The 23595-nt window shown below is 67.1% G+C and carries 29 protein-coding genes; 12 read left to right on the forward strand and 17 right to left on the reverse strand.

What is annotated here, in order from left to right; genetic code table 11:
- Positions 1–399 carry a RidA family protein gene (locus tag ACT531_RS01625; RefSeq protein WP_055400021.1) on the forward strand — a complete coding sequence of 133 codons (399 nt, stop codon included), beginning with the start codon at positions 1–3 and terminating at the stop codon, positions 397–399.
- Here ACT531_RS01625 and ACT531_RS01630 read toward each other — a convergent pair.
- Positions 344–1312: an EamA family transporter gene (locus ACT531_RS01630; RefSeq protein WP_476016253.1), complete on the reverse strand. Its 969-nt coding sequence runs from the start codon at positions 1310–1312 to the stop codon at positions 344–346. The genes ACT531_RS01625 and ACT531_RS01630 overlap by 56 nt on opposite strands.
- Before the next feature lie 97 nt (positions 1313–1409).
- Here ACT531_RS01630 and ACT531_RS01635 point away from each other — a divergent pair, with 97 nt between their 5' ends.
- A complete protein-coding gene (locus ACT531_RS01635; protein ID WP_015012335.1) occupies positions 1410–1871 on the forward strand; it encodes an Lrp/AsnC family transcriptional regulator in 462 nt (153 codons plus the stop codon).
- 51 nt (positions 1872–1922) lie between these two features.
- Here ACT531_RS01635 and ACT531_RS01640 read toward each other — a convergent pair whose 3' ends face one another.
- A complete protein-coding gene (locus tag ACT531_RS01640; protein ID WP_476016254.1) occupies positions 1923–3083 on the reverse strand; it encodes a DJ-1/PfpI family protein in 1161 nt (386 codons plus the stop codon).
- Between the two features lie 65 nt (positions 3084–3148).
- Between ACT531_RS01640 and ACT531_RS01645 the strand changes: the two genes are divergently transcribed.
- A complete protein-coding gene (locus ACT531_RS01645) occupies positions 3149–4165 on the forward strand; it encodes a GlxA family transcriptional regulator (protein ID WP_476016255.1) in 1017 nt (338 codons plus the stop codon).
- Between the two features lie 58 nt (positions 4166–4223).
- Here the strand turns inward: ACT531_RS01645 and ACT531_RS01650 are convergent, their stop codons facing one another.
- The 12 genes from ACT531_RS01650 to phnG form a co-directional block, all read right to left on the reverse strand.
- Positions 4224–4784 (reverse strand): phosphonate degradation HD-domain oxygenase, encoded by a 561-nt coding sequence (locus tag ACT531_RS01650; protein ID WP_476016256.1) that lies wholly within the window; start codon positions 4782–4784, stop codon positions 4224–4226.
- 12 nt (positions 4785–4796) lie between these two features.
- The gene (gene phnE, locus ACT531_RS01655) at positions 4797–5603 is read right to left on the reverse strand and encodes a phosphonate ABC transporter, permease protein PhnE (protein WP_060985066.1); all 807 of its coding nucleotides are present in this window, start codon (positions 5601–5603) and stop codon (positions 4797–4799) included.
- Between the two features lie 34 nt (positions 5604–5637).
- The gene (gene phnD, locus ACT531_RS01660) at positions 5638–6585 is read right to left on the reverse strand and encodes a phosphonate ABC transporter substrate-binding protein (RefSeq protein WP_476016257.1); all 948 of its coding nucleotides are present in this window, start codon (positions 6583–6585) and stop codon (positions 5638–5640) included.
- Between the two features lie 45 nt (positions 6586–6630).
- A complete protein-coding gene (gene phnC, locus ACT531_RS01665) occupies positions 6631–7491 on the reverse strand; it encodes a phosphonate ABC transporter ATP-binding protein (protein ID WP_476016258.1) in 861 nt (286 codons plus the stop codon).
- A 215-nt stretch (positions 7492–7706) separates the two neighbouring features.
- On the reverse strand, positions 7707–8861 hold the full coding sequence (locus ACT531_RS01670; protein WP_476016259.1) for an alpha-D-ribose 1-methylphosphonate 5-triphosphate diphosphatase: 1155 nt from the start codon (positions 8859–8861) through the stop codon (positions 7707–7709).
- Positions 8858–9592: a phosphonate C-P lyase system protein PhnL gene (gene phnL, locus ACT531_RS01675; RefSeq protein WP_476016260.1), complete on the reverse strand. Its 735-nt coding sequence runs from the start codon at positions 9590–9592 to the stop codon at positions 8858–8860. Before phnL ends, ACT531_RS01670 begins: the two co-directional genes overlap by 4 nt.
- Positions 9589–10377 carry a phosphonate C-P lyase system protein PhnK gene (phnK, locus tag ACT531_RS01680; RefSeq protein ID WP_422848539.1) on the reverse strand — a complete coding sequence of 263 codons (789 nt, stop codon included), beginning with the start codon at positions 10375–10377 and terminating at the stop codon, positions 9589–9591. The genes phnL and phnK overlap by 4 nt, the downstream gene beginning before the upstream one ends.
- Positions 10374–10835 carry an N-acetyltransferase family protein gene (locus tag ACT531_RS01685; RefSeq protein ID WP_476016261.1) on the reverse strand — a complete coding sequence of 154 codons (462 nt, stop codon included), beginning with the start codon at positions 10833–10835 and terminating at the stop codon, positions 10374–10376. Before ACT531_RS01685 ends, phnK begins: the two co-directional genes overlap by 4 nt.
- Positions 10832–11752: an alpha-D-ribose 1-methylphosphonate 5-phosphate C-P-lyase PhnJ gene (locus ACT531_RS01690; RefSeq protein WP_476016262.1), complete on the reverse strand. Its 921-nt coding sequence runs from the start codon at positions 11750–11752 to the stop codon at positions 10832–10834. The genes ACT531_RS01685 and ACT531_RS01690 overlap by 4 nt, the downstream gene beginning before the upstream one ends.
- A complete protein-coding gene (locus tag ACT531_RS01695; protein WP_476016263.1) occupies positions 11749–12852 on the reverse strand; it encodes a carbon-phosphorus lyase complex subunit in 1104 nt (367 codons plus the stop codon). The genes ACT531_RS01690 and ACT531_RS01695 overlap by 4 nt, the downstream gene beginning before the upstream one ends.
- 2 nt (positions 12853–12854) lie before the next feature.
- Positions 12855–13514 (reverse strand): phosphonate C-P lyase system protein PhnH, encoded by a 660-nt coding sequence (gene phnH, locus ACT531_RS01700; protein WP_476016264.1) that lies wholly within the window; start codon positions 13512–13514, stop codon positions 12855–12857.
- The gene (gene phnG, locus ACT531_RS01705; RefSeq protein ID WP_476016265.1) at positions 13511–14023 is read right to left on the reverse strand and encodes a phosphonate C-P lyase system protein PhnG; all 513 of its coding nucleotides are present in this window, start codon (positions 14021–14023) and stop codon (positions 13511–13513) included. Before phnG ends, phnH begins: the two co-directional genes overlap by 4 nt.
- A gap of 75 nt (positions 14024–14098) precedes the next feature.
- On the opposite strand from phnG, the gene phnF reads away from it, so the two are divergent.
- Genes phnF through ACT531_RS01730 form a run of 5 tightly spaced genes read left to right on the forward strand, consistent with a single transcriptional unit; the run spans position 14099 to position 17865 of the window.
- Complete coding sequence (gene phnF, locus ACT531_RS01710; RefSeq protein ID WP_476016266.1) at positions 14099–14881, forward strand: phosphonate metabolism transcriptional regulator PhnF; 783 nt, start codon at positions 14099–14101, stop codon at positions 14879–14881.
- Position 14882: 1 nt separating this feature from the next.
- Entirely contained in the window at positions 14883–15596 is a 714-nt protein-coding gene (locus tag ACT531_RS01715) for a DUF1045 domain-containing protein (protein WP_476016267.1), read from the forward strand.
- The gene (phnN, locus tag ACT531_RS01720) at positions 15593–16207 is read left to right on the forward strand and encodes a phosphonate metabolism protein/1,5-bisphosphokinase (PRPP-forming) PhnN (protein WP_476016268.1); all 615 of its coding nucleotides are present in this window, start codon (positions 15593–15595) and stop codon (positions 16205–16207) included. The genes ACT531_RS01715 and phnN overlap by 4 nt, the downstream gene beginning before the upstream one ends.
- Entirely contained in the window at positions 16204–16626 is a 423-nt protein-coding gene (gene arsC / locus ACT531_RS01725; protein ID WP_476016269.1) for an arsenate reductase (glutaredoxin), read from the forward strand. Before phnN ends, arsC begins: the two co-directional genes overlap by 4 nt.
- Positions 16627–16665: 39 nt before the next feature.
- Positions 16666–17865, forward strand: a complete 1200-nt coding sequence (locus ACT531_RS01730) for an MFS transporter (RefSeq protein WP_422848529.1) — start codon at positions 16666–16668, stop codon at positions 17863–17865.
- Between the two features lie 20 nt (positions 17866–17885).
- On the opposite strand, the gene ACT531_RS01735 is transcribed toward ACT531_RS01730, so the two are convergent.
- The gene (locus tag ACT531_RS01735; protein ID WP_476016270.1) at positions 17886–18560 is read right to left on the reverse strand and encodes a DNA-3-methyladenine glycosylase I; all 675 of its coding nucleotides are present in this window, start codon (positions 18558–18560) and stop codon (positions 17886–17888) included.
- Positions 18561–18642: 82 nt separating this feature from the next.
- On the opposite strand from ACT531_RS01735, the gene ACT531_RS01740 reads away from it, so the two are divergent.
- From ACT531_RS01740 to ACT531_RS01750, 3 genes are read left to right on the forward strand one after another with little or no spacing between them, the layout of a single operon-like run.
- On the forward strand, positions 18643–19815 hold the full coding sequence (locus tag ACT531_RS01740) for an aminopeptidase (RefSeq protein ID WP_476016271.1): 1173 nt from the start codon (positions 18643–18645) through the stop codon (positions 19813–19815).
- Positions 19808–20215 carry a polyhydroxyalkanoic acid system family protein gene (locus ACT531_RS01745; RefSeq protein ID WP_476016272.1) on the forward strand — a complete coding sequence of 136 codons (408 nt, stop codon included), beginning with the start codon at positions 19808–19810 and terminating at the stop codon, positions 20213–20215. The genes ACT531_RS01740 and ACT531_RS01745 overlap by 8 nt, the downstream gene beginning before the upstream one ends.
- A gap of 16 nt (positions 20216–20231) precedes the next feature.
- Positions 20232–20939 carry a nitroreductase gene (locus ACT531_RS01750; RefSeq protein ID WP_476016273.1) on the forward strand — a complete coding sequence of 236 codons (708 nt, stop codon included), beginning with the start codon at positions 20232–20234 and terminating at the stop codon, positions 20937–20939.
- A 28-nt stretch (positions 20940–20967) separates the two neighbouring features.
- Here the strand turns inward: ACT531_RS01750 and ACT531_RS01755 are convergent, their stop codons facing one another.
- Complete coding sequence (locus ACT531_RS01755; RefSeq protein ID WP_476016274.1) at positions 20968–22032, reverse strand: ornithine cyclodeaminase; 1065 nt, start codon at positions 22030–22032, stop codon at positions 20968–20970.
- A gap of 200 nt (positions 22033–22232) precedes the next feature.
- Between ACT531_RS01755 and ACT531_RS01760 the strand changes: the two genes are divergently transcribed.
- Entirely contained in the window at positions 22233–23153 is a 921-nt protein-coding gene (locus ACT531_RS01760; protein ID WP_422848523.1) for a hydroxymethylglutaryl-CoA lyase, read from the forward strand.
- Positions 23154–23216: 63 nt separating this feature from the next.
- On the opposite strand, the gene ACT531_RS01765 is transcribed toward ACT531_RS01760, so the two are convergent.
- Positions 23217–23471 carry an acyl-CoA-binding protein gene (locus tag ACT531_RS01765; RefSeq protein ID WP_060985084.1) on the reverse strand — a complete coding sequence of 85 codons (255 nt, stop codon included), beginning with the start codon at positions 23469–23471 and terminating at the stop codon, positions 23217–23219.
- Between the last annotated feature and the right edge of the window lie 124 nt (positions 23472–23595).

Here is a 23595-nt window from a genome sequence, read left to right on the forward strand (position 1 = left end):
ATGAAAAACACCCTTTTGCAGCCCGAGGGCTGGGTCACCCCTAAGGGCTACGCCAACGGCGTGGCCGCACGCGGCACCATGGTCTTTACCGGCGGCCAGATCGGCTGGAATGCGCAGCAGCAGTTTGAGAGCGACGATTTCATCGACCAGACGAGGCAGACGCTGTTGAATGTGCGGGCGGTGCTGGAGGCTGGCGGCGCGGGCCCCGAGCACCTGGTGCGCCTGACCTGGTACGTGACCGACCGCAACGAATACAACAGCCGCTTGAAGGAGCTGGGCGCGGTCTACCGCGAGGTGCTGGGCAAGAACTTTCCGGCCATGGCCTGCGTGCAGGTGGCGGGGCTCATGGAAGAGCGCGCGAAGATCGAGATTGAAGCAACCGCTGTAATCCCGGACTGAGCTTTTCCAGCCACCGCTGCAGCGCTTGCCCGTACAGAATGAACGCCAGCGCCGCCCCAATCAACGGCAGCGCGGCAAACACCCAGCCCGTGAGCAGCTCGCCCCCCAGCGCCACGCCCACCAGCAAAGCCACCGCAGGGTTCACAAACGAATAGCTGCCCGCCAGCGCGGCCGACGTGTTCTGCAGCAGCCATAGATATGCATTGAGCGCCACCAAGGTACCAAACACCAGCAGATAGACCCACGCCGCCCACGACTTGGCAGTGACCTGGCCCAGGGCGCTCAACGGCTCAAACCACAACGCCACCACCAGCCCCATGGCGCCCCCCGCAAACCACTGCGCGGCCGATGCCATGGCGGGCGCAGGTAGCGACAGCTTGCGCGATGCATACGAGCCCACGCTCCAGCACAGCGGAGCACCAAAGGCCAGCAGCGCACCGAGCCAGGTAGCTGAAAAGTCGCCCTCCAGCGCCAGCAGCAGCGCACCCACCACGCCCAGGGCCAGGCCGATCCAGCTGGTGAACGGCACGCGCTCGCCGCCCCAGCGCGACCAAAGTGCCAGCCACATCGGCATGGTGGTGACCACCGTGGCCATCAGGCCCGAGCCAATGCCCAGCTTTTGCGCAAAACCCATCAGGTTCATGGCCAGAAACACCATGCAGCCGCCCACCACCGCCGAGTTGCGCCATTGCACCCACGTGGGCAATGCATGGCCTTGCCACAACGCAATCACCAGCATCACGCTACCGGCGCACAAAAAACGGATGGCATTCATCAGCAGTGGCGGCATGCTCTGCAGCGCAATACCAATGGCGAAATAGGTAGTGCCCCAGACGATGTAGACCAGCAGCAGTGCCATGGCCACCGCCCCGTTGCGTTGTGCTCGGGCTTGCACATTGAAAATTGCCGGCATATTCTTCACCTGACCGAATAATTTATGGAAACCGCAAGGTTTTCGTAATTTTTACCAAAATAGAGCGGCTATGCAAGCAAATATTCAGACAGATGACATGGACGCAAGAATTATTTCGGCACTAGGCGCAGATGGCCGACGTTCGTACGCCGATGTAGGGGCCGAGGTGGGACTGTCCACCGCCGCCGTGCACGAGCGCGTGAAGAAGCTGCTGGACAAGGGCGTTATCCGCCGGTTTTCGATCAGCGTGGACCCGGAGCGTGTGGGACTGAACTTCACCGCGTTTGTGGCGATCCGCAACGATGGCGGCGCGCACTGCCGTGACATTGCGCCGCGCCTGCGCGCTATCCCCCAGGTGGAAGAATTGCACAGCGTGGCTGGCGAGCACGACTTCCTGGCCAAGATCCGCACCACGCACGCGCGCGGGCTGGAGGACGTGCTCTACCAGATCAAGGCGATTCCCGGCGTCGCGCGCACCACCAGCACCGTGGTCCTGAACACCGAATTCGAGGACCGGCCGCTGGACCTGGGGTGGGTCAACGCCGACAAAGGCGGATGACGACCGCAGTAGCCTGGGTACACCAGCCCCAGGCGCGTAGAGAGTAGTCAATCACGGAGACGGACCCGCTGCCCCACAGCGCACCTCGGGGTATTCGTATTCCAGTTGTGTGGCGACCCACTGGCGCGTAGCCGCCCCGTAACGCTGACCGATCATCTGCAGGCTGTGGTCCAGCGCACAGGCAGGGTGCATGCCACTGTCCAGCAAGACCGTGGTCGCCGACGCATCAGGCGGCGCAGCCCGCAGCAACAAGCCGCTGCGCAGGTGCACGGGGCTGGCGAGGGCGGTCACCGCCTCAGCGCGAGAGCGGTAGGTGCGCGACCACGCATCTGCCGCCAGGGCCAGCGCCACATCGTCCACCCCATCCATCACGGGGATGTCGATGCGCTCATGCCGCCAGAACAGCACGGTGTTGATCGAGAGGGTCCCCACATGCGCAAGCGACAGGCCGAACCGTTCGCTGCGGTGTGCAGGACCCCAGGATGGCATGCCCAGCGCGGTCGCCACGGCGCGCGCCCGCTCGGCACCCGCCAGCGTCTCGACCAAAGCCAGCGACAAGGGCAAAGACGCGGACACCCCCGTGGTGGTCACCACCGGCCCATCGGCCACATAGCGCTGCCCGGGTACATGCACTGCGCCCGGGTGGCGCCGCAGCAAAGTGCTGCGGTCATACCAGTGCCCCGCAAAGCGGCGTCCCTCCAGCAAGCCCGCCCGGCCCAACACCCTGGCCCCGCTGCAGATACCGACCACCACAGCCCCTTTGGCCGCCTGGGCCTGTAGCCACGCCAGTACCGCCGGGTCGTCTTCGGTGTGCAGAGCAGGCACGACCACGATGTCTGCCCCCTGCGGATACACGGAATCAAAGGCCGCGAAGCTGCGTGGCACCTCCACTTGCAGCGCAGGCATCAAGGTGACTGCGCCTGCGCGTGGGGCCACGGCCTCCACCACGCCCACCTGGGCCAGCTGCAGCACGGCATGGGGAACCAGGAAGTCTGTGGTTTCCGTCCCCTCGTTCAATGCCAGCACGGCAATCACGGGCGCGGTGGCCCCGGCCAGCGGTGGGCGCAGGGCCAGCGCGAAAGGCGCAGAGGTCTGGGCACCCTGGTGCGGATCCATAGGCTGCGCGAACCCCGAGGTGGCACCTGCGGTCCACGCCGCCATGGCGATCAGCCCCATGCTCACCACCTCCATCCAACGCCACAATATCGCCACACCCCGCCTCCTGTTGACATCCACTATTCACCACGTTCACCGGCCCCAGCTTAGGTTGCATCACGATGCCCCGCCATGCCAAATCCGCCGCAGTTCCTGCCAAGGCCGCTGCCCACGCCCCTTGCCGCGAAGTGGTCCTGCTGGCCTTTGAAGGGGTGGAAGCCATCGACATTGCGGCACCCGCCAGCGCATTCAGCAAGGCCACCCTCGCTGTGCCGGGGGCCTACCGGGTTCACATGGCTTCGCCACGTGGGGGCGCTGTGCGCACCAGTGCAGGATTTGCGGTGGCCGACACCGTCCCCATGCAGACCATGGGCGGCTCGATCGACACACTGATCGTGGCGGGGGGCGAGGAGGACGCCCTGCGCCGCGCGATCTACGAGGACGGCGCGGGTGCGTGGCTGGCCCAGGCTGCGCAGCGGTCACGGCGGGTGGCCAGCGTCTGCACGGGCGCCTTTGCGCTGGCTGCTGCCGGGCTGCTGGAAGGGTGCAAGGTGACGACCCATATCAATGCCTGCGATCTGCTCGCCCAGTTATGCCCTGGCACACAGGTGCAGCGTGACCGAATTTTTGTGCGCGACGGCACGCTCTGGACATCGGCCGGTGTGACCACCGGGCTGGACATGGCCCTGGCCCTGATCGAAGAAGACCTGGGCCGCGCCGTGGCCATGCAGATCGCCCGGGATCTGGCGGTGTTCACGCTGCGCACAGACACCACACCGCAGCTGAGCCCGGCGCTGCTGGCGCAGACCGATGCATCGGTCCGCATGCGCGAGCTGATGGCCTGGATTCAGGGGCATCTGACCCAGGATCTGTCGGTAGATGCCTTGGCCCAGCGTGCACACATGAGCCCCCGCAACTTCGCTCGTGCGTTTGCGGCGCAGGCCCATTGCACGCCTGCCCGCTTCGTGGCCCAGGTGCGTGCGCAGCACGCTGCGGCGCTGCTGCGCCAGACCGACTGGCCTCAGGAGAAGATCGCAGCGCGCAGCGGTTTCGGCTCTGTGGATACCATGATCCGTGCGATGCAGCAGCACCTGGGACTGGAGCCAGGGCAATGCCGTCCTGCGAACCGGGCGACCTGAGCGGTAGCCACACGCGCTCGGAAGCCGAAGCGGACAAGCCCCCGTTGAGGGTGCGCGTTCAATGCACCAAGGCCGCCTCGGTAACGAGGGCCAGTCGCTCCAACCCGGCCATGTAGTAGCGAAGCGGCTGAGTGACCAACCCCGGCACCTTGGCATGGTCGTCATATCGGCGCAGGCGGATGGCCTCCTGCGCAAATGGCTGGGCCGCAAACTGCATCGCCTCTTTGGGCGTAAAGGGCCCGCCCTGCAGCACCAGGCTGTGCTGCGATGCGGGTGACAGCGTCTCCCAATACCCCGGCTCCATGGTGCACAGGTAGCGCTTGGCATCCACATGCAGGCGGATGGGCTCCAGCACCGCGTAGGGCAGCAGGCCCCGCAGGAACGGGATGGCCATGTACTGGTGCAGGTCGTCCTGCTCGGCCGTGTCGCCCCCGGGTGCCAGCAGGTGGCCCAGGTCGTGCAGCAAAGCCGCTGCGACCGTCGCGGGGGTCTCGCCCGACTTTTCGGCCCACTGCGCGCACTGCAAGGCATGCTCCAGCTGGCTGACCGCCTCGCGGCCATATTGATTCACGCCCCGGGTGGCGAGCAGGTGGGCAATGTCTTCCAGGCTCAATGCCATCGTCTTTCCTTGTCAGACCAACGCTTTACGAATACGCGCAGAGACCAGGTCAATCACGCTCACCGTCACCACGATGATGAGCATCACCGCGCAGGTCTCGGCGTACTGAAAGCCGCGAATGATTTCCCACAGCACCACGCCAATGCCGCCTGCGCCGACCATGCCCACGACCGAGGCCGAACGCACGTTGGCTTCAAAGCGGTACAGCGTGTAAGAGATCCACAGCGGCATCACCTGCGGGATCACGCCGTAGATGATCTCGTGCAGCGCGCTCGCGCCGGTGGAGCGGATGCCCTCCACGGGCTGCGGGTCAATCGCCTCCACGGCTTCAGAAAACAGCTTGGCCAGCGTGCCCGAGGTGTGAATCCACAGCGCCAGCACGCCCGCAAACGGCCCCAGGCCCACGGCCACCACGAACAGCATGGCAAACACCATTTCGTTGATGGCGCGGCACGCGTCCAGCACGCGGCGCACCGGCTGATACACCCACCAGGGCACGATGTTGGACGAGGCCAGCAGCGCCAGCGGCACGGCGGTGATCACGGCGAGTGCCGTGCCCCACAGCGCGATCTGCAGCGTGACCAGCATCTCCTGCACATAGATCTGCCACTGCGCAAAATTGGGCGGAAAGAACTCCGCTGCGTAGCTGACCATGTTGCCCGAGTCGTTCCACAGGGCCAGCGGGCGCATGTCGGCACCTTGCCAGGACGCGGCCAGCAACACCAGCAGGATGCCCCACGACAGATACCAGGCCAGGCTGCGCTTGGGCGACGTGGTGCTGGCCAGCGTGGCCAGAGATGGATTCAATGTTGAGGACATGGGGACACCCGGGCCAGAACCACCAAGCGGCGGATTACTTGAGCGACGCCAGCTGCTGGTCGATCTCGGCCAGGCGGGTCTTCTTGTCGGCATCGGCCAAGGTGGCGTCGGCCTCGATCTTGTTGCGCTTGCCGAACAGGTCGAGCTGACGGATGGGCGTGAGCTGGGCGTTGGTCGAGGGCTTGAAGCCCGACAGCTTGGAGATCTTCATCACGATCTCCTTCTCACGCGCATCGGTCTTGGCGTAGTTGTAGAAGAAGTTGCGGATCTTGGTCTTGGTGGCCTCGGGCAGGTCCTTGCGCATCACCAGCGGGTCCAGCGGAATCAGGGGCGAGGTCCAGACGATCTTGATGTCCTTGAACTTCTCGGGCTGGCGTTCCTTGAACTTTTCCAGGTTCTCGCTGTTGTTGGTGGCCACATCCACCTGCTTGTTGGCCACGGCCAGCGCGTTGGTCTCGTGGTTGGCGCTGCGCGTGATCTTGAAGTGCGTCTTCGCGTCGATCTTGTTCTGCGCAAAGGCGTAGTAGCCGGGCACCAGGAAGCCCGAGGTGGAGTTGGGGTCGCCATTGCCAAAGCTCAGCGACTTGCTGTTCTTGAGCACATCGTCCAGGCTGGCCAGGGGGCTGTCCTTGTGCACGATCAGGTGCGAGTAGTAGCCCTGGGTTCCGTCGGCATTCACCATCTGTGCAAAGACTTCGCCGTTGGCGCGGTCCACGGCTTCCATGGCCGACTTGTTGCCCAGCCAGGCCACCTGCATCTTGTTGAAGCGCATGGCTTCGATCAGGCCCGCGTAGTCGGACGCAAAGAAGGCGTTGATCTTCAGGCCCGTCTGCTTGGCCATGTGGTCCAGCAGCGGCTGCCAGTCGGCCTTGAGGTTTTGCGTGGCCTCGGTCGAGATCATGCCGAAGTTGATGTCCTGGGCCAGCGCGCCCGTGGTCAATCCCAGCCCGAGTGTCAGGGCAGCACACAGTTTCTTGAACATGTTGAAAGCTCCAGAGAAAGGAAATGAAGAGAACCGAATCACCGCTCAGGCGGCCTGCACCATGGCGGGTGACCACTGCGGCGCAGGCATGGGGGCATGCGCAGGTGCAGGGTGGGCGCTGGATGCATCCGACAGGATTTCATCGGCCTGCACGCCGTACAGGCCCCGCAGCAATGCGGGCGTGAGGGCCGCCGAGGGGCCGTCGTACACCACCTGCCCGTGGTGCAGAGCCACCACGCGCGGGCAATACTTGATGGCCACATCCACCTGGTGCAGCGAGACGATGACGGTGCAACGGTCTTCGCGGTTGATGCGCGCCAGGATGTCCATGACCTTGCGGGAGGACTCGGGGTCCAGCGAGGCAATGGGCTCATCGGCCAGCACCACCTTGGAGCCCTGCACCAGCGTGCGGGCAATGGCCGCGCGCTGCTGTTGCCCACCCGACAACGTGGACGCTCGCTGCGCGTGGCATTCGGCAATGCCCACGCGGTGGAGCGCTTCCAGCGCCAGCGCGCGCTCCTGCGGCTTGAACATGCGCAGCCAGCCGCGCCACCAGGGGGTGCGGTGCAGCAGGCCCACCAGCACGTTCATCAGCACGGGCAGTCGGTCCACCAGGTTGAACTGCTGAAACACAAAGCCCACCTGCGAACGCACCTTGCGGATGTCGCTGTGAATGCGCCCCGCCTGCTGCACGCAGCGGCCATCCACCTCGATCAGCGAATCGCTGGACGCATCGGCCACCACCAGGCCCGCCACGTGGCGCAGCAGGGTGGACTTTCCCGAGCCCGAGGCACCAATCAGCGCCACCATCTCGCCGCGCTGCACGGTGAGGTTGATGTCGCGCAGGGCGTGTTTGCCGTTGGCGAAATGCTTGTTCAGTTGGTGGATGTGCAGTGCGGCGGTCATGGCAGCCTCCTTGGGGGGTTAATTCCGTTTCCAAGTCATTCGTGTCTAGGCGCAAAGCCGCAGACAGTGCTGTAGCACGGCAAGGCGAAGCAACAACGACACGGATGATTTGGAAACGGAAGAAGTCGTCTAGACAACCGGAGTGTGGTTGCTGGGCGTGACAGTGCTTTGACAGTTGGGAGAAGTTTGGATGTCAGGAAAGACCTGCACGCGCTCTACAGCACCCGCAGCCCTTCGCGCCACACCCCACGCACCACGGCCTGGCGGCCGCCATCGGGCAGCTCGGCCATGTGCACCTGCACCAGGTCGGCGCGCAGGCCGGGCGCCAGCGCCCCCCGGTCCACCATGCCCGCAGCCTTGGCGGGGTTGCGGGTGACGGTGGCCACGGCCTGTGGCAGGGGCAGGATGTCGTCCTGTACCAGCCGCATCACGGCGCTCAGCAGGCTGCCGGGCACGTAGTCCGACGAAAGGATGTCCAGCAAGCCCCTGCGCGCCAGGTCGGCCGCTGCCACATTGCCCGAGTGCGAACCACCGCGTACCACGTTGGGCCCGCCCATCACGGTGAGCAATCCACGTTCGTGCGCCGCCTGGGCCGCAGCCAGCGTGGTCGGGAACTCCGACATCGCGGCCCCTTCGGCATGGGCCTGCTCCACATGGGCCACCGTGGTGTCGTCGTGGCTGGCCAGCGAGATGCCGTGCGTGCGGCAGTAATCCACAAAATACGCACGGTGCGGCTCGGCGTACTGCGCCTGCAGCGTGGCCGCGTGCGCCACCTGGCGCTCGAACTTCTCGGCGCTCCAGCCCTTCTTGCCGCTGTAGTAGGTGCGTGCCTGCTCGATGTTCTCCCACTGGCGCTGGCCCGGGGTGTGGTCCATCAGCGAGATCAGTGACAGGCGCGGGTGCCCGTGAAAGGGCTCGAACAGGTCGATGGTGTTGGGCGCGGGCAGCTCACAGCGCACATGCAGGTGGTGGTCGGCCCTCAGCAGGTTGCGCTCGGTGCAGGTGTCGATGGTGTCGAGCACGCGGTTCCAGGCGCTGCCGCGCAGGCTGTCCACATCGGCCTCGCCCACGCCCAGCGCGTCCAGCACCGTGGTGATGCCTGCGGCGGCAATCTCGGCGTCGTGCGCGAGCAGTGCGGGCATCTCGGCCCATTGCACCTTGGGGCGCGGCATGAGATGGCGCTCGAAGTTGTCGGTGTGGATTTCGACCAGACCCGGCAGCAGGTAGTCGCCCCCCAGGTCGATGCCCTGCAGGGCCGCAGTGGCGCCGCTGTCCAGCGACGCAATGCGCCCGCTCTCCACCTGCAGGCTGCCCTGCACCACTTCGCCCGGCAGCACCATGCGGGCGTTCTTGAACAGGGTCGCGGTCATACCGAAGCTCCCCGGAAATCGCCTACGTTCACGCGGCGCGTTGCCACGGCCGCGCCCACCTGCGCGTCATGAAAAATGCCCACCAGGGCCGCGCCGCGCGCCACGGCTTCGCGGATCATGGCGATCACCGTCTCGGTGTTGGCTGCGTCGAGCGATGCGGTGGGCTCGTCCAGCAGCAACAGCGGCTTGGGCTTGATCATGTTGCGGGCGATATTGATGCGCTGCTGCTCCCCGCCCGAGAACGTGGCGGGCGGCAGGTGCCACAGCCGCTCGGGAATGCGCAAGCGGGTCAACCACTGGCGGGCAGCCTCGCGGGCGGCCTCGATGCCCGCAGGGTCGTCGCCCGCGTCTTCGGCCAGCGGCTCGGCCACCACATCCAGGGCCGACACGCGCGGGATGACCCGCAGAAACTGGCTTACATAACCCACGGTGTCGCGCCGCAACTGCACCAGCGCGCGCGGCGTGGCCTGCGTCACGTCCACCAAAGTGCCATCGGCCGCGCGCACGGTGATGCAGCCCGCGTTGACCCGGTAGTTGGCGTAGATCATCTTGAGCAGTGTGCTCTTGCCCATGCCCGAGGGGCCGTCAAGCACCACGCACTCGCCGGGCTGCACGGCCAGGTCCACCTGGGCGAGCACGGGCAGTTCAATGCCGTTCTGGTGGTGCAGGGTGAAGCGCTTGGCCACCCCTTGCATCTGGAGGATGGGCGCAATGGAAGGAGGCTGGTTCATGGCTGCAGTACCGAAGAAACGAGGAGCTGGGTGTAGGGGTGTTGCGGGTCGTCGAGCACCTGGTCGGTCAGGCCCGCCTCGACCACGCGGCCGCGTTGCATGACCACCATGCGGTGGGCCAGCAGGCGCGCCACGGCCAGGTCGTGTGTGACCACAATGGCCGCCAGCTGCATCTGCCGCGTGAGCTGGCGCAGCAGGTCCAGCAGGCGCGCCTGCACCGACACATCGAGGCCCGAGGTGGGTTCGTCCATGAACACCAGGCGAGGCTGCGTGACGAGGTTGCGCGCAATCTGCAGGCGCTGGCGCATGCCGCCTGAAAAGGTGCGCGGTGCATCGTCGATGCGTGCGGCATCAATCTCCACGCGCTGCAGCCATTCCGTGGCCGTGGCGCGCAGGCGGCCGTAGTGACGCTCGCCCAGGCCCATCAGGCGCTCGCCCACGTTGGCGCCAGCGGACACATCCATGCGCAGGCCGTCCGCCGCGTGCTGGTGCACAAAGCCCCAGTCGGTGCGGGCCAGCAGGCGCTGCTGCGCTTCGGTCATGGCATAGATGTCCTGCAACTCGCCGCTGCGCTGGCGGAACTGCACCGTGCCTTCGTCCGGCGCGCTGCGCGCCGCAATGGCATTCAGCAGCGTGGACTTGCCGGAGCCCGACTCGCCCACCACGGCCAGCACCTCGCCGGGCCACAGGTCAAAGGACGCGCCTTGCAGCGCCACGCGGTCGCCATAGCGCTTGCTGACGTTGCGCACGCTCAGCAGCGGCGCAGCAAGTTCGAGGTGGTTCATGGGAGGTTCTCGACGACAAAGCTCAGGCCGTGCTGTGCAAAGCCCAGGGATTCATAAAAGGCATGCGCGCCCTTGCGGCGAGCGTTGGACGAGAGCGCGAGCTTGTAGCAGCCCGCATCGCGCGCCTGCTGCATGGCGTGGGCCATCATCTGGCGGCCAATGCCACGGCCCTGCTGGTCCTGCGCCACCACCACGTCTTCGACGATGGCCGAGGGCGCGCCCCGGTGCGCCAGGTTGTGCATGACGAGCAGCGCATAGGTGCCCACTACCGCGCCGTGCTGCGCGGGGTCGCAAGCGACCCATAGACGGTAGCTGGGGTAGCGCGCAAACTGGGCCCACACGGCCTGGGCTTCTTCCAGCGTCAGCACGTCGGCGGAGCTGTCTTCAATGGCGGCGTACAGCGCCAGCACGCTCTCCAGGTCGCCCTGCCGGGCTTCGCGGATGTGCACGGCGCTCATTCGGCATCACCCTTGGTCATCGCCGGTTCAAGCTGCTGCGCCTGGCGTTCCTGGCAGTAATCCGAGTCCGAACAGACATGCATGCGGCCGCCCTGGTCGTCGGTGATGACCTCGTCCAGAAAGCTGTCGGTGGCGCCACACAGCGCGCAGGCAGCATCCCAGCGCTGCACCTCGAACGGGTGGTCCTCAAAACCCAGGCTCTCCACGGGTGTGTAGGGCGGCACGGCATAGATGCGTTTTTCGCGGCCCGCGCCAAACAGCTGCAGCGCGGGGTTCATGTGCATCTTGGGGTTGTCGAACTTCGGAATGGGCGACGGCGCCATCACGTACCGGCCATTGACCAGCACGGGGTAGTCGTACGTGGTGGCGATGTGGCCGTAGCGCGCAATGTCTTCGTAGAGTTTGACGTGCATGAGCCCGTACTCGGCCAGGCCGTGCAGGGTGCGCGTTTCGGTCTCGCGCGGCTCCAGGCGCTGCATGGGCTCGGGCACGGGCACCTGGTAGACGATGACCTGGCCTTCGGCCAGCGGCGTCTCGGGGATGCGGTGGCGCGTCTGGATCAGCGTGGCCTCCCGCGTGCGGGTGGTGGTGGCCACGGCCGTGGTGCGCTCAAAAAAGCGGCGAATGTTGACCGCATTGACCGTGTCGTCCGAACCCTGGTCGATGACCTTGAGGCAGTCCTCTGGGCCGATGATGGACGCGGTGACCTGGATGCCGCCCGTGCCCCAGCCGTAGGGCAGGGGCATTTCGCGCGAGCCAAACGGCACCTGGTAGCCGGGGATGGCCACGGCCTTGAGGATGGCGCGGCGGATCATGCGCTTGGTGCGCTCGTCCAGGTAGGCAAAGTTGAAGTGGCCGTCCACCGGCGCGGCGTCGGCGGGCAGGCCCATCACGGCGGGTTCCATGGGCGCGTTCATGCGGCGTCCTCCTCGGCGGGGGTGGTGGGTTGGGCGGCAGCGGCGCGCATCTTGCGCACCAGCTCCAGTTCGGACTGAAAGTCCACGTAGTGCGGCAGCTTCAAGTGCTGCACGAAGCCTGAGGCCTCCAGGCTGTCGCTGTGGCCCAGCACGAACTCCTGCATCTGGGCGGGCGACTCGACGGGCTCGCCCAGCTCGTCGGCACGCAGGGCGCGGTCCACCAGGCTCATGGCCATGGCCTTGCGCTCGCTGTGGCCGAACGCCAGGCCGTAGCCACGGGTGAACTGCGGCGGCTGGCTCTTGCTGCCGGCAAACTGGTTCACCATCTCGCACTCGGTGATCTCGATGTCGCCGATGTCGATGACAAAGCCCAGCTCTTCGGGTTCGATCTCCACCGCCACCGTGCCCAGGCGCACCTCGCCCACAAAGGGGTGCGAGTGCGAGTAGCCGCGCTGTGTGGAATACGCCATGGCGAGCAAAAAGCCCTCGTCGCCGCGCGCCAGGTTTTGCAGGCGCGTGGCCCGGTTGGCGGGGAAGCGCAGCGGCTCGCGGGTCAGGTCCGTGGGCGCGGGGTCGCCTGGGGGGACGGGGCGGGTTTCGATCAAGCCTTCCTGGTTGAGCAGATCCACCACACGCGGCGTGGGGCTGGGCGGCACCACGGCTACTGCAGCGGCAGGCGGCGTCACCGTGCCTTCGGCCAGCAGCTTGAAGTCCAGCAGGCGCTGCGTGTAGTCGTAGGTGGGGCCTAGCACCTGGCCACCGGGCAGATCCTTGAACGTAGCGGAGATGCGCCGGTCCAGCGCCATGCGGCTGGTGTCCAGCGCGCAGGTGGTGCCCAGGCGCGGCAGCGTGGCGCGGTAGGCGCGCAGCAAGAAGATGGCTTCCACCAGGTCACCCGCAGCCTGCTTGATGGCCAGGGCCGCGAGCTCGGGGTCGTACACCGAGCCCTCGGTCATGACCCGATCCACGGCCAGCTTGAGCTGCTGGCGGATCTGCGCCACCGAGAGTTCGGGCTGCGCGGTATCGCCCCGGCGCTGGCGCGCCAGCAGCTGGTAGCTGTTGAGAATGGCGGCTTCCCCGCCCTTGACGGCTACGTACATGCTTAGGTCTCCAGAAGGGCAGTGACGCTGCGCGTCGCCTGCGTGGTGCGGGGCAGACCCACGATGTGGTCCGCAGTGGCCAGCAGCAGGTCCACACCGCGCGGAAACACTGCCTGGTTGGCAGCCCACTGGACCTCGAAGTCGTCGGGCAGGCCATCCACGTGCAAGGCCTTCACCTCCTGAATACCCGGTCCGCGCAATTGCCACGCGTCAATGGCATCCGCCGTGGCGGCTTCTGCATGCGATACATCGACCACACAAGTGGCCGACTGGTCCGGATAGATGTCGGTGCCTGAGGCCAAGCTGCCCAGCGCGGGCAAGGCATCGCCCTGCGCCACCCACACAAAGCGGGCCTGCGCGGCCTCACTCACCAGAGTGCAGCCGGTGTGAAAGCGCAGCCAGGCACCCGCATCACTGGCCGCCAGGCGCGGCGAAAGCCACAGCGTGCAGTCGCTGTCGAGCAACGCCAGCAGCACGGCGGCGGATGTGGCATGGCCCACAGCAGGAGTCTGTGCGTCATGCTCTACCGCCACCGTCCGACCAGGGTGCGACAGCGCCTGCAGCACCGCGCGGAACACCGCCTGGCTGCCAAAGGCTTCGTTCGAGAATCCGGCACCCAGGGATGCCAAAGGGGTCACTGGGATCATCGGGGTCGCGCTCATTCGGTGTCCTCGTCGTTGTCGGTACCGCTCTCGCGCGCCACGGTGAAGAAGTCCACCTTGGTGCTGGCGGCACGCGCCTGGCGCTCGGCCTGGGTGGCGCGCAGGTGGGCGCGGATCGGTTCCAGCAGCTGGGCGTCCAGCACCGGTTGCTGGGCAGGGTCTTGCAGCAGCGCATCGGCCAGGGCCGCGAGTTGCACCTGGCGGTGCGAGCGGCCCAGCACGTACGCTACGCCGACGGTGGCCTCTGCCGCGTCCGATGCATCAGCCACGCGCAGAGCGCAGCGCGTGACGGTGACCTCGCCGAGGTTGAAGCGCTCACCCGTGCCCCCGGCGCGGCCCTGCACCATCATCAGCCCTGTCTCGGGCGCACGCAGCCAGCGCGCGGGGCGCGTGGCATGCTCATGCAAGGCAGATTCGAGCAGCCCCAGCGGCGCCCGGGCCAGCAGGGCCATCCACTGCGCGCGGCCCAGGGGGCGGCCCGGCCCCGGGTTGTCAAAGGCTTGAAACATGGAAGTGGTACCCTGAAAGTTGTATAGACAAATTGAACAACTGGCGCCAGCTTAAAGAGCGCGCATGTAGGTTTCATGACAGCCAGCACCACTTCTCTCCCGCCTCCTTTGCAGGCCCCAAATGCACCCCCACTGCGCCCTGCGCGCGACAGTTTCTGGACGCGGATTGCCGCTGAGCTGGCCGAGGCCATTGGCAGCGGCGTCTACCCGCCGGGCCAGCGCCTGCCCTCGGAGCACGCGCTGGCCGAGCAGTTCGGCGTGAACCGGCACACCATCCGCCGCTCGCTCGCCAGCCTGTGCAGCCAAGGGCTGGTGCGCATCACGCAGGGCAGCGGCACCTATGTGGAAGACTTTGCGGTGGACCTGGTGCTGGGCAAGCGCACGCGCCACCAGCAGGGGCTGGCGCAGGCGGGGCTTCGTGGCAGCCTGGTGGTGCTGCAGGCCCAGACCACGCGCGCCACGGCGGCGCTGGCCAAGGCGCTGCAGGTGCCCGCGCGCAGCCCGCTGCTGGCGCTGCGCGTGCGGGGCGACGCCGAAGGCCAGCCCCTGCACATCAGCGATCGCTACTTTCCCCTGCCGCGCTTCGAGAACCTGGCGGCCGTGGTGCGCGAGACCGGCTCCATCACCGCAGGCTTTACCGCCCACGGCGTGGCCGACTACACACGCCGCGAAAGCCGCATCACCGCCGAGCTGCCCAGCGCCGAAGTGGCCGCCCAGCTGCGCCAGCCCACGTCACGCCCCGTGCTGCAGGTAGAAAGCCTGAACGTGGACCTGGCAGGCACGCCCATCGAATGGGCGCGCGCTTGGTTTGCCGGCGACCGCGTGAAACTGACCATTGACCACGATGAACACGCCTGACATGCCACACACCCACCACCGCTATGCGGTCTATTTCGCACCCAACCCGGGCAGCCTGGGCTGGCTGGCCGGCAGCCACTGGCTGGGGCGCTGCGCTGCGTTGCTGCAGCCGCTGCAACAGCTGGCCATCGACGGCGTGGCGGCCGACACGCTGCACCGCCTGACCGCAGCACCCCGCCGCTACGGCTGGCACGCCACGCTCAAGGCGCCGTTTGCGCTGGCGCCCGGCACCGACTGGATCACGCTGCACCAGGCCGTGCAGGAGGTTGCACGCGGGCTGCAACCCTTTGTGCTGCCGCCACTGCAGGTACAACGCATCGACGACTTTCTGGCGCTGGTGCCCCCGGCGCTGCACCCCGCCAATGCACAGATCCAGGAGACCGCCGCCACCTGCGTGACGGCGCTGCAGCCCCTGGCCGCGCCCCTGTCCGAAGCCGACCTGGCCCGGCGCCGTGCAGCGGTGCTCACCGCCCGGCAGGACGCGCTGCTGCAGCAATGGGGCTACCCGTTTGTGCTGGACGAATTCCGCTTTCACATGTCGCTCACCGGCAGCCTGGCGCAGGTAGACGCACCCACGCAGTCGCTGGTGTTCGAGGCCGCGCAGGAATTTTTCTCGGACCTGCCCATCCTCAAGTTCAACAGCCTCGCCTTGTTCGCAGAGCCCACGCCCGGTGCGGACTTTGTGCTGCTGGACCACCTGGAGATGGGCGCATGACCACCGGTCGGTTGGTCTACTGCATGGGCCCCTCGGGAGCGGGCAAGGACAGCCTGCTGGACTGGCTGCGCACGCACCTGCCCCAGCCCTGCCCCGTGCACTGGGCGCAGCGCACCATCAGCCGTGCCGCCACATCCGGTGGCGAAGCGCATGAGGGCGTTTCGCCCGAAGCGTTTGCAGCGCTGTGCAGCGAACATGCCTTTGCCCTGCACTGGCAGGCCAACGGCTTGGGCTACGGCGTGCGGCATGCGCAACTGGCGCCGCTGGCGCGGGGCCACTGGGTGCTGCTCAATGGCTCACGCGCCTACCTGCCCGAGGCCCTGGCACGGTTCCCGGACTTGGTGGCCGTACACATCACCGCCAGCCCGCAGGTGCTGCGCGAGCGCCTGTTGTCGCGCGGCCGCGAGACGCGCGAAGAGGTGGAGGCCCGGGTGCAGCGCGCGCTGGCCTACACCCCACCCCCGGGAGCCGCCAGCCTGGAGGTGCACAACGACGGCGCGCTGAGTGATGCGGGCCAGCGGCTGCTGAACGCGCTGGAAAATTTGCCGGGCTGGCCCCGGCGCAGTGGCAAACTTTCGCCCATCGCTCCCATCCTTTCCAGCACGCCATGACCGCCATCACGATTTATCACAACCCAAAGTGCGGCACGTCCCGCAACACCCTCGCCATGATCCGCAACAGTGGCGTGGAGCCCGAGGTCATTGAATACCTGAAAACCCCGCCCGACCGCGCCACACTGGTGGCGCTGATTGCGGCGACCGGCGAGCCGGTGATCAACGCCGTGCGCACCAAGGAAGCGGTCTTCACCGAGCTGCAGCTGGACGCACCGGGCGTCACCGACGCCCAGCTCATCGACGCGATGCTGCAGCACCCCATCCTCATCAACCGCCCCATCGTGGTCACGCCCCTGGGCACACGGCTGTGCCGCCCGTCTGAGAAGGTGCTGGACATCCTGCCTGCACCGCAGCAAGGTGCCTTCACCAAGGAGGATGGCGAAGTCGTCATCAACGCGCAGGGCCAGCGTGCCTGAGGCCACCGCACACCCCGATGCCGTAGCGCACCGCGCGGCATGAGCGCCGCCTCGCAACGCTGGACCGTGGCGCGCCTAGGCACAGCCCAGACGCTGGCCTGGGCCTCGTCCTACTACCTGCCCGCCATGCTGGCCGCGCCCATGGCGCGCGACCTGGGCGTGGCCACGCCCACGGTGTTCGCGGCGTTTTCGGTGGCGCTCATCGTGTCGGCGCTGCTCGGGCCTTTCGCGGGCCGGACCATCGACCGCCACGGCGGCCGCCCGGTGCTGGTGGGCACCAACCTGTTGTTTGCAGCTGCTCTGGCGGGCATGGCCTTGGCGCAAGGCCCCGTGGGTCTGTTTGCCGCCTGGGTGTTGATGGGCGTGGCCATGGGTTCGGGCCTGTACGAGGCTGCGTTTGCCACGCTGGTACGTCTGTACGGCCAGGGCGCTCGCGGCGCCATCACCGGCATCACGCTAATTGCGGGGTTTGCCAGCACCGTGGGCTGGCCGCTGTCGGCCTGGATGGAGACGCAGTGGGGCTGGCGCGGAGCGTGTGCGGGCTGGGCGGCGCTGCACTTGCTGGTGGGCGTGCCGCTCAATGGCTGGCTGCCCCGTGCCGACACCACAAAGAAGCCGCCCCCACCTTCGGCGGATGTGCCTGTGGCGGGCACCTCGGCACCGGCGGCACCCGCCACGTCCGCAGCCGCCCACCCGCTGCGCACCACCGTGCTGCTGTCGTTTGTGTTTGCCGTCACCTGGTTCACCAGCACCGCCATGGCGGCCCACCTGCCGCGCCTGTTGCAGGCCAGCGGCACATCGCTGGAGGCGGCTGTGGCCCTGGCCGCGCTGGTGGGCCCGGCCCAGGTGGCAGCGCGCCTGCTGGAGTTTGGCTTGCTGCGCCGCCTGCACCCGCTGCTGTCGGCCCAGCTGGCCGCCGCTGCACACCCCGTGGGCGCGGGCCTGCTGATGGTGCTGGGCGGGCCTGCGGCGGCGGTGTTCACCCTGCTGCATGGCGCGGGCAACGGCATCCTGACCATTGCCAAGGGCACGCTGCCGCTGGTGCTGTTTGGCCCTGCGGGCTACGGCACGCGCCAGGGCCTGATGATGGTGCCCGCCCGTGTGGCGCAGGCGTTTGCCCCCATTCTGTTCGGCATGGCCCTGGACCGCACTGGCGCCGCCGCTCTCTGGCTCACCACACTGCTGGGCCTGGCTGCGTTGGGAGCGCTGTGGCTGCTGCGGCCTGTGGCGCGGGCCTGAACGATCCATCAATCAATCGATCAACCGCGCGGCACCACAAACGCCTTCCGCGCCGCAAGTGCTGCGGCGCGCGAATGGCAGCCCTCCAGGTGGTCATTCACCAGCCCCATGGCCTGCATGAAGGCGTAGACCGTGGTCGGACCCACAAAACTCCAGCCGCGCTTTTTCAGGTCCTTGGACATGGCGATGGATGCGGCCGAAGTGGACAGGGTGCGCGCCACTTCGCGCGTGAGGCGCTCGGGCCGGTCGGTGTCGGCGGGCTCGTAGCGCCAGGCGTAGTGCGCCAGCGAGCCGAACTCGCGCCGCAGCTCCAGCACGCGACGCGCGTTGTTGATGGTGGACTCGATCTTGCCCCGGTGGCGCACGATGGCCGCGTCCTGCACCAGGCGCTCAACCTCGGCCGGTCCGAAGGCCGCGACCTGCTCGGGGTCGAAGTTCGCGAACGCTGCGCGAAAGCCCTCGCGCTTGTTCAGGATGGTGAGCCAGCTCAGGCCCGACTGAAAACCCTCTAGGCAGATCTTCTCGAACAGCCGGCGGTCGTCCGCCACCGGGAAGCCCCACTCGGTATCGTGGTAGTGGCGGTACAGCGGCGTGGCCTGGCACCAGGTGCAACGCGGGCAACCGGATTCGTCGGCAAACAGGCCGTCGGCCAGTGCGGGTGGGCGAGCAGGATCTTGAGCAGTCGGGGGGGTCATGCGCGGCATTCTAGAAACCACCGCAGCCAGGCTGCTGACAGGGCAAGCACACAGGACTCGATCTGCCCATAAACTGCACTGCATGCGCGAGCCACTTAACCGCCTGCGGGCCACTGTCAGCCTGATGTTTTGCCTGGTGCTGGGCGGCTGCGCCAGCACCACCGGCCCCTCCAACGCTTGGGGCTACTACTGGCAATCGCTGCGCGGGCACATGCAGATCATGCATGCCGCAGAACCCATTGACGACTGGGTAGTGCGCAAGGACATCTCGCCCGCCCTGCGCGAGCGGCTGCAGCTGGCGCAACGTGCGCGGGCCTTTGCGGTCACCGAACTCGGCCTGCCCGACAACGCCAGCTACCGCCGCTATGCTGACCTGAAGCGCTCCGCCGCCGTGTGGAACGTAGTCGCCGCTCCGCCCTATTCGCTGACGCTGCACACCTGGTGCTTTCCGGTCACGGGCTGCATCGGCTACCGGGGCTATTTCACCGAGGCCGCAGCGCAGGCCGAGGCCGCCGAGCTGGCCGCACAGGGCCTGGAGGTGGAGGTGTACGGCGTGCCCGCGTACTCCACGCTGGGCTACATGAACTGGGCGGGGGGCGACCCGCTGCTGTCCACCTTCATCGCCTGGCCCGAGGGCGACTTTGTGCGCCTGCTGTTCCACGAGCTGGCGCACCAGGTGGTCTATGCCCAAAACGACACCCTGTTCAACGAGTCCTTTGCCACAGCGGTGGAGCGCATCGGCGTGGCGCAGTGGCTGGCTACGCAATCCACCCCCGCCGCGCGCGAGGCCTATGCCACCAGCGAGGCGCGGCGCAGCGCCTTCCGCGCGCTCACCCGGGCCACACGCACCCGCCTGGCGGCCATTTATGAGCAAAAAGAGCTTCAAGCGCTAGAGGATCATGCGCTGAATGCTATGAAAACAGAAGCAATGAAGGCTTTCCGAGACGACTATGCCGCGCTGCGCGCAAGCTGGCTGGACGCGCCCGGCGGCACGCCGCCCCGGGCCACAACCGCCCAGGTGGCCGGCTACGACCTCTGGGTGGCCCAGGCCAACAACGCCAGCTTTGCGGCCCAGGCCGCCTACGACGAACTGGTGCCTGCATTCGAGGCCTTGTTTGAACGCGAGGGCCGCAACTGGCCCCGGTTTTATGATGCCGTACGACAACTGACGCAGCAGCCCCAGCCCGAGCGGCACGAGGCCCTGCGCGCCCTTTTACCTGACCCGCAACACCTCAAGGAGACAGCCGGTGCCTGACATTCATATCCACCGCGAACACCACCTGGGTTTCAAGGAAGCCCGCAAGGTCGCCTTCTCCTGGGCCGAGAAGGCCGAAGAAAAGTTCGACATGGAATGCACCTACGAAGAGGGCGAGAAGGAAGACCTGCTCACCTTCACCCGCACCGGCGTCAAAGGCACGCTGCTGGTGGATGCCCACCAGTTCGAAATGAAAGCGCAGCTGGGCTTCTTGCTAGGCGCCTTCAAGGACCGCATCGAGGCCGAGATTGGCGAGCAGCTGGATGCCCTGCTCAATGCACCGCACCCCAGTGCCAAGAAGCCAGCGGCCGACAAGAAGAAAGCGGCGACAGACACGGATGCCGGCAAGCCAGCCCCCAAGGCAGCAGCCAAGCCTGCCGCCAAGGCCAAGAAGGCCTAGCCGCACAGGCCCCGCCATGACATTCACCGCGAACGAGGCCAACAACGCCCACAGCCCGGCGTTTGACACCCTCTCCACGCTGCTGCACACCCGCTACAGCTGCCGCGCCTTTCTGCCCGAGCCGCTGCCGCGCAGCACCATTGAGGCCATCCTGGCCGCCGCGCAGCGCACGGCCTCGTGGTGCAACGCGCAGCCCTGGCAGCTCACCATTGCCAGCGGCGCTGCGCTGGCGCGTCTGCGCAGCGCCCTGCAATCCCACATGCTCGCCGCGGCACCCCAGCCCGACCTGCCCTGGCCCCGCGAATACCGGGGGGTGTACCAGGAGCGGCGGCGCGAATGTGGCTGGGGCCTGTACGAAACCCTGGGCATTGCCAAGGGCGACCGCGAAGCTTCGGCGCGCCAGGCGGCGCAGAACTTCACCATGTTTGGTGCGCCGCATGTGGCCATCGTCACCAGCGACGAGGCCCTGGGCGTGTACGGCGCAGTGGACTGCGGCGCGTATGTGAGCAACTTCATGCTGGCAGCGCACAGCCTGGGCGTGGGCTCCATCGCGCAGGCCGCGCTGGCCTCCTACCCCGGCGTGCTGCGTGACGTGCTGGGCATTGGCGAGGACCGCAGCATCGTCTGTGGCATTTCGTTCGGCATGGCAGACCCCGCCCACCCGGCCAACCATTTCCGCACCACCCGCGCCGACCCGGCCAGCAGCGTGGTGTGGAAGGACTGAGGCGCTGAGAGGCGGGACCTGACGGGCGTCAGGCCACAACGCGCAGCAGGGGACTGCGTGTATGCAGCAACCCAAACAGGTTCTTGGGGTCTGACAGCTGAGGGATGAGTTCGATGGGCTGGCCCATGCCCAGCTCGGCCGCCGCGTCGCGCAAGAAGCGCAGCGCAGAAAAGTCCTCCAGCGCAAAGCCTACCGAGTCGAACACCGTCACCGCCGCATCGCTGGCGCGCCCGCCATGCTGGCCCGCCAACACTTGCCACAGCTCGGTCACTGCAAAATCAGGCGGCAGTTGCTGGATGTCGCCTTCAATGCGCGTTTGCGGCGCGTATTCCACAAACACCTGGGCCTGGCGCAGCACGTCTGCATGCATCTCGGTCTTGCCGGGGCAGTCGCCGCCCACCGCGTTGATGTGCATGCCGGGCGCCAGCAGGTCGGGCGTGAGGATGGTGGCGTTGGTTTTGTCGGCCGTCACCGTGGTCACGATGTCGGCGCCGCGCACGGCCTCGGCCGTGCTGGTGCAGGCCACGGGGCGCAGGCCCACCGTGCCTTGCAGGTTGGCCTGCAGCTTGGCCGTTGCAGCCGGATCGGTGTCGAATAAACGCAGGGTGTCAATGCCCAGCAGGTGGTGAAAGGCCAGCGCCTGGAACTCGCTCTGTGCACCGTTGCCAATCAGCGCCATGGTGCGGGCACCGGGGCGGGCCAAGGCCCGTGCGGCCACGGCCGACATGGCGGCGGTGCGCAGCGCGGTGGTGAGGGTGAGTTCGCTCAACAGCAGCGGCGCGCCCGTGGACACATCGGCCAGCACGCCAAACGCCATCACCGTAGGCAGGCCCCAGCGCGTGTTCTTGGGGTGGCCGTTGACGTACTTGAATGCATAGGTCTGCCCATCTGCAATGGGCATGAGTTCGATCACGCCGTCGCGCGAGTGGCTGGCTACCCGTGCGGATTTGTCGAAGGCGCCCCAGCGCAAGAAGTCATCATGGATGTAGTCGGAGATGCCGCGCAGACAGGCCTCGATGCCCTTGCGCTGCACCAGCGCGATCACATCAGGGGCGCTGAGGTACAGGGTGGAAAAGTGCTGGGGGGTAGCCATGGTGTGGGTCTCCGGGTGCCGATGTATGCGTCTGCAGCCAGTGTCCCGAAGCGCAAAAACAATGGGAATCGCCCAAACTGCCGCCTATTGCAGGGCGGTTTGCCGGTATGCCAGCCAAAATTGCCACTTTGCTCAAAAGCCCAGGGCTGCGTTTGGCGCAGCCCACGCGCTATCCTCTGCCGCTTGATTTGCCCCGCACCATGACGTCCCCAGAAATCCTCATCAGCGAAGTCGGCCCGCGCGACGGCCTGCAGTCCGTCCAGGCCACCATGCCCACCACCCACAAGCTGCGCTGGATCGACGCGCTGGTGGCGGCGGGCCTGCGGGAGATCGAGGTCGGCTCGTTCGTGCCCGCCCGCCTGCTACCCCAGATGGCCGATGTGGCCGAGGTGGTGCGCCACGCGCTCACCCACCCCGGCATCACCGTGATGGCGCTGGCGCCCAACCTGCGTGGGGCCGAAGCCGCGCTGGCGGCGGGCGTGCACAAGGTCACGCTGCCGGTGTCGGCCAGCGCCGCGCATTCGCTGGCCAACGTGCGCAAGACGCGCGAGGCCATGGTCGAAGAGGTGCGCGCCGTGGCACAGCTGCGCGACGCGCAGGCGCCTGGCGTGCTGGTGGAGGTGGGGCTGTCCACCGCCTTTGGCTGCACGCTGCAAGGCGCGGTGCCCGAGGACGATGTGATCTGGCTCGCCGGCCTGTGTGCGGAGGCGGGCGCCGATGAGGTGGGCTTGTCGGACACCACCGGCATGGCCAACCCGGCCCAGGTGCGCCGCCTGTTCACGCGTTTGCGCGCCGAGCTGGGTGCAAAGGCCGGGGCGGCCCACATGCACAACACCCGAGGCCTGGGCCTGGCCAACTGCCTGGCGGCCTACGACGTGGGGGTGCGCACCTTTGATGCGTCGCTGGGCGGGCTGGGCGGTTGCCCCTATGCGCCGGGCGCGTCGGGCAATGTGGTGACCGAAGACCTGGTGTTCATGTTTGAGGCCATGGGCATCACCACGGGGGTGGACCTGGAGCGCCTGATGGCCGCGCGCGCGCCGCTGCAGGCGGGGCTGCCGGGCGAGCCGGTCTATGGGATGACGCCGGAGGCGGGATTGCCCAAGGGGTGGGTTCAGCGTTAGACCGCCGTTGCACCCAAAGAAAAAGGCGACCTTGGTCGCCTTTTTCTTTGGGAGTACGCCGTATCAGCTCAGCGAGGTGATCAGGTCCACATATTGCTGTTTGGCCTCGTCGGCGCTGGTGCCCTTGAGCTTTTCCCAGGCGTCCCACTTGGCACGGCCCACCATGTCGGAGAAGCTGGGCTTCTTCTCGGTGTTGTCGCCAGCGGTTGCCTGCTTGTACAGCGCGTAGATCTTGAGCAGCGTGGCGTTGTCGGGGCGCTCGCTCAGGTTCTTGGAATTGGCCACAGCGGCTTCGAAGGTGGCGTTCAGGTCGGCCATGTCGGTGCTCCTTGGGTTTGTATGGGGGAGGGAAAGAACGGTGTCGGCAAGGGATTGCTGCGTTGTATCTTACGGGCTGAGCATGGCCTGGGGCCGCTCAATCCATAGAGGCAAGCCCCCAAAA

Source organism: Acidovorax sp. DMC1 (assembly GCF_056314325.1).

Coding starts and splice junctions, on each gene's coding strand:
- ACT531_RS01625 (WP_055400021.1), top strand. CDS start 1: ATGAAAAACACCCTTTTGCAGCCCGAGGGCTGGGTCACCCCTAAGGGC.
- ACT531_RS01630 (WP_476016253.1), bottom strand. CDS start 1,312: ATGCCGGCAATTTTCAATGTGCAAGCCCGAGCACAACGCAACGGGGCG.
- ACT531_RS01635 (WP_015012335.1), top strand. CDS start 1,410: ATGGACGCAAGAATTATTTCGGCACTAGGCGCAGATGGCCGACGTTCG.
- ACT531_RS01645 (WP_476016255.1), top strand. CDS start 3,149: ATGCCCCGCCATGCCAAATCCGCCGCAGTTCCTGCCAAGGCCGCTGCC.
- ACT531_RS01650 (WP_476016256.1), bottom strand. CDS start 4,784: ATGGCATTGAGCCTGGAAGACATTGCCCACCTGCTCGCCACCCGGGGC.
- phnE (WP_060985066.1), bottom strand. CDS start 5,603: ATGTCCTCAACATTGAATCCATCTCTGGCCACGCTGGCCAGCACCACG.
- phnD (WP_476016257.1), bottom strand. CDS start 6,585: ATGTTCAAGAAACTGTGTGCTGCCCTGACACTCGGGCTGGGATTGACC.
- phnC (WP_476016258.1), bottom strand. CDS start 7,491: ATGACCGCCGCACTGCACATCCACCAACTGAACAAGCATTTCGCCAAC.
- ACT531_RS01670 (WP_476016259.1), bottom strand. CDS start 8,861: ATGACCGCGACCCTGTTCAAGAACGCCCGCATGGTGCTGCCGGGCGAA.
- phnL (WP_476016260.1), bottom strand. CDS start 9,592: ATGAACCAGCCTCCTTCCATTGCGCCCATCCTCCAGATGCAAGGGGTG.
- phnK (WP_422848539.1), bottom strand. CDS start 10,377: ATGAACCACCTCGAACTTGCTGCGCCGCTGCTGAGCGTGCGCAACGTC.
- ACT531_RS01685 (WP_476016261.1), bottom strand. CDS start 10,835: ATGAGCGCCGTGCACATCCGCGAAGCCCGGCAGGGCGACCTGGAGAGC.
- ACT531_RS01690 (WP_476016262.1), bottom strand. CDS start 11,752: ATGAACGCGCCCATGGAACCCGCCGTGATGGGCCTGCCCGCCGACGCC.
- ACT531_RS01695 (WP_476016263.1), bottom strand. CDS start 12,852: ATGTACGTAGCCGTCAAGGGCGGGGAAGCCGCCATTCTCAACAGCTAC.
- phnH (WP_476016264.1), bottom strand. CDS start 13,514: ATGAGCGCGACCCCGATGATCCCAGTGACCCCTTTGGCATCCCTGGGT.
- phnG (WP_476016265.1), bottom strand. CDS start 14,023: ATGTTTCAAGCCTTTGACAACCCGGGGCCGGGCCGCCCCCTGGGCCGC.
- phnF (WP_476016266.1), top strand. CDS start 14,099: ATGACAGCCAGCACCACTTCTCTCCCGCCTCCTTTGCAGGCCCCAAAT.
- ACT531_RS01715 (WP_476016267.1), top strand. CDS start 14,883: ATGCCACACACCCACCACCGCTATGCGGTCTATTTCGCACCCAACCCG.
- phnN (WP_476016268.1), top strand. CDS start 15,593: ATGACCACCGGTCGGTTGGTCTACTGCATGGGCCCCTCGGGAGCGGGC.
- arsC (WP_476016269.1), top strand. CDS start 16,204: ATGACCGCCATCACGATTTATCACAACCCAAAGTGCGGCACGTCCCGC.
- ACT531_RS01730 (WP_422848529.1), top strand. CDS start 16,666: ATGAGCGCCGCCTCGCAACGCTGGACCGTGGCGCGCCTAGGCACAGCC.
- ACT531_RS01735 (WP_476016270.1), bottom strand. CDS start 18,560: ATGACCCCCCCGACTGCTCAAGATCCTGCTCGCCCACCCGCACTGGCC.
- ACT531_RS01740 (WP_476016271.1), top strand. CDS start 18,643: ATGCGCGAGCCACTTAACCGCCTGCGGGCCACTGTCAGCCTGATGTTT.
- ACT531_RS01750 (WP_476016273.1), top strand. CDS start 20,232: ATGACATTCACCGCGAACGAGGCCAACAACGCCCACAGCCCGGCGTTT.
- ACT531_RS01755 (WP_476016274.1), bottom strand. CDS start 22,032: ATGGCTACCCCCCAGCACTTTTCCACCCTGTACCTCAGCGCCCCTGAT.
- ACT531_RS01760 (WP_422848523.1), top strand. CDS start 22,233: ATGACGTCCCCAGAAATCCTCATCAGCGAAGTCGGCCCGCGCGACGGC.
- ACT531_RS01765 (WP_060985084.1), bottom strand. CDS start 23,471: ATGGCCGACCTGAACGCCACCTTCGAAGCCGCTGTGGCCAATTCCAAG.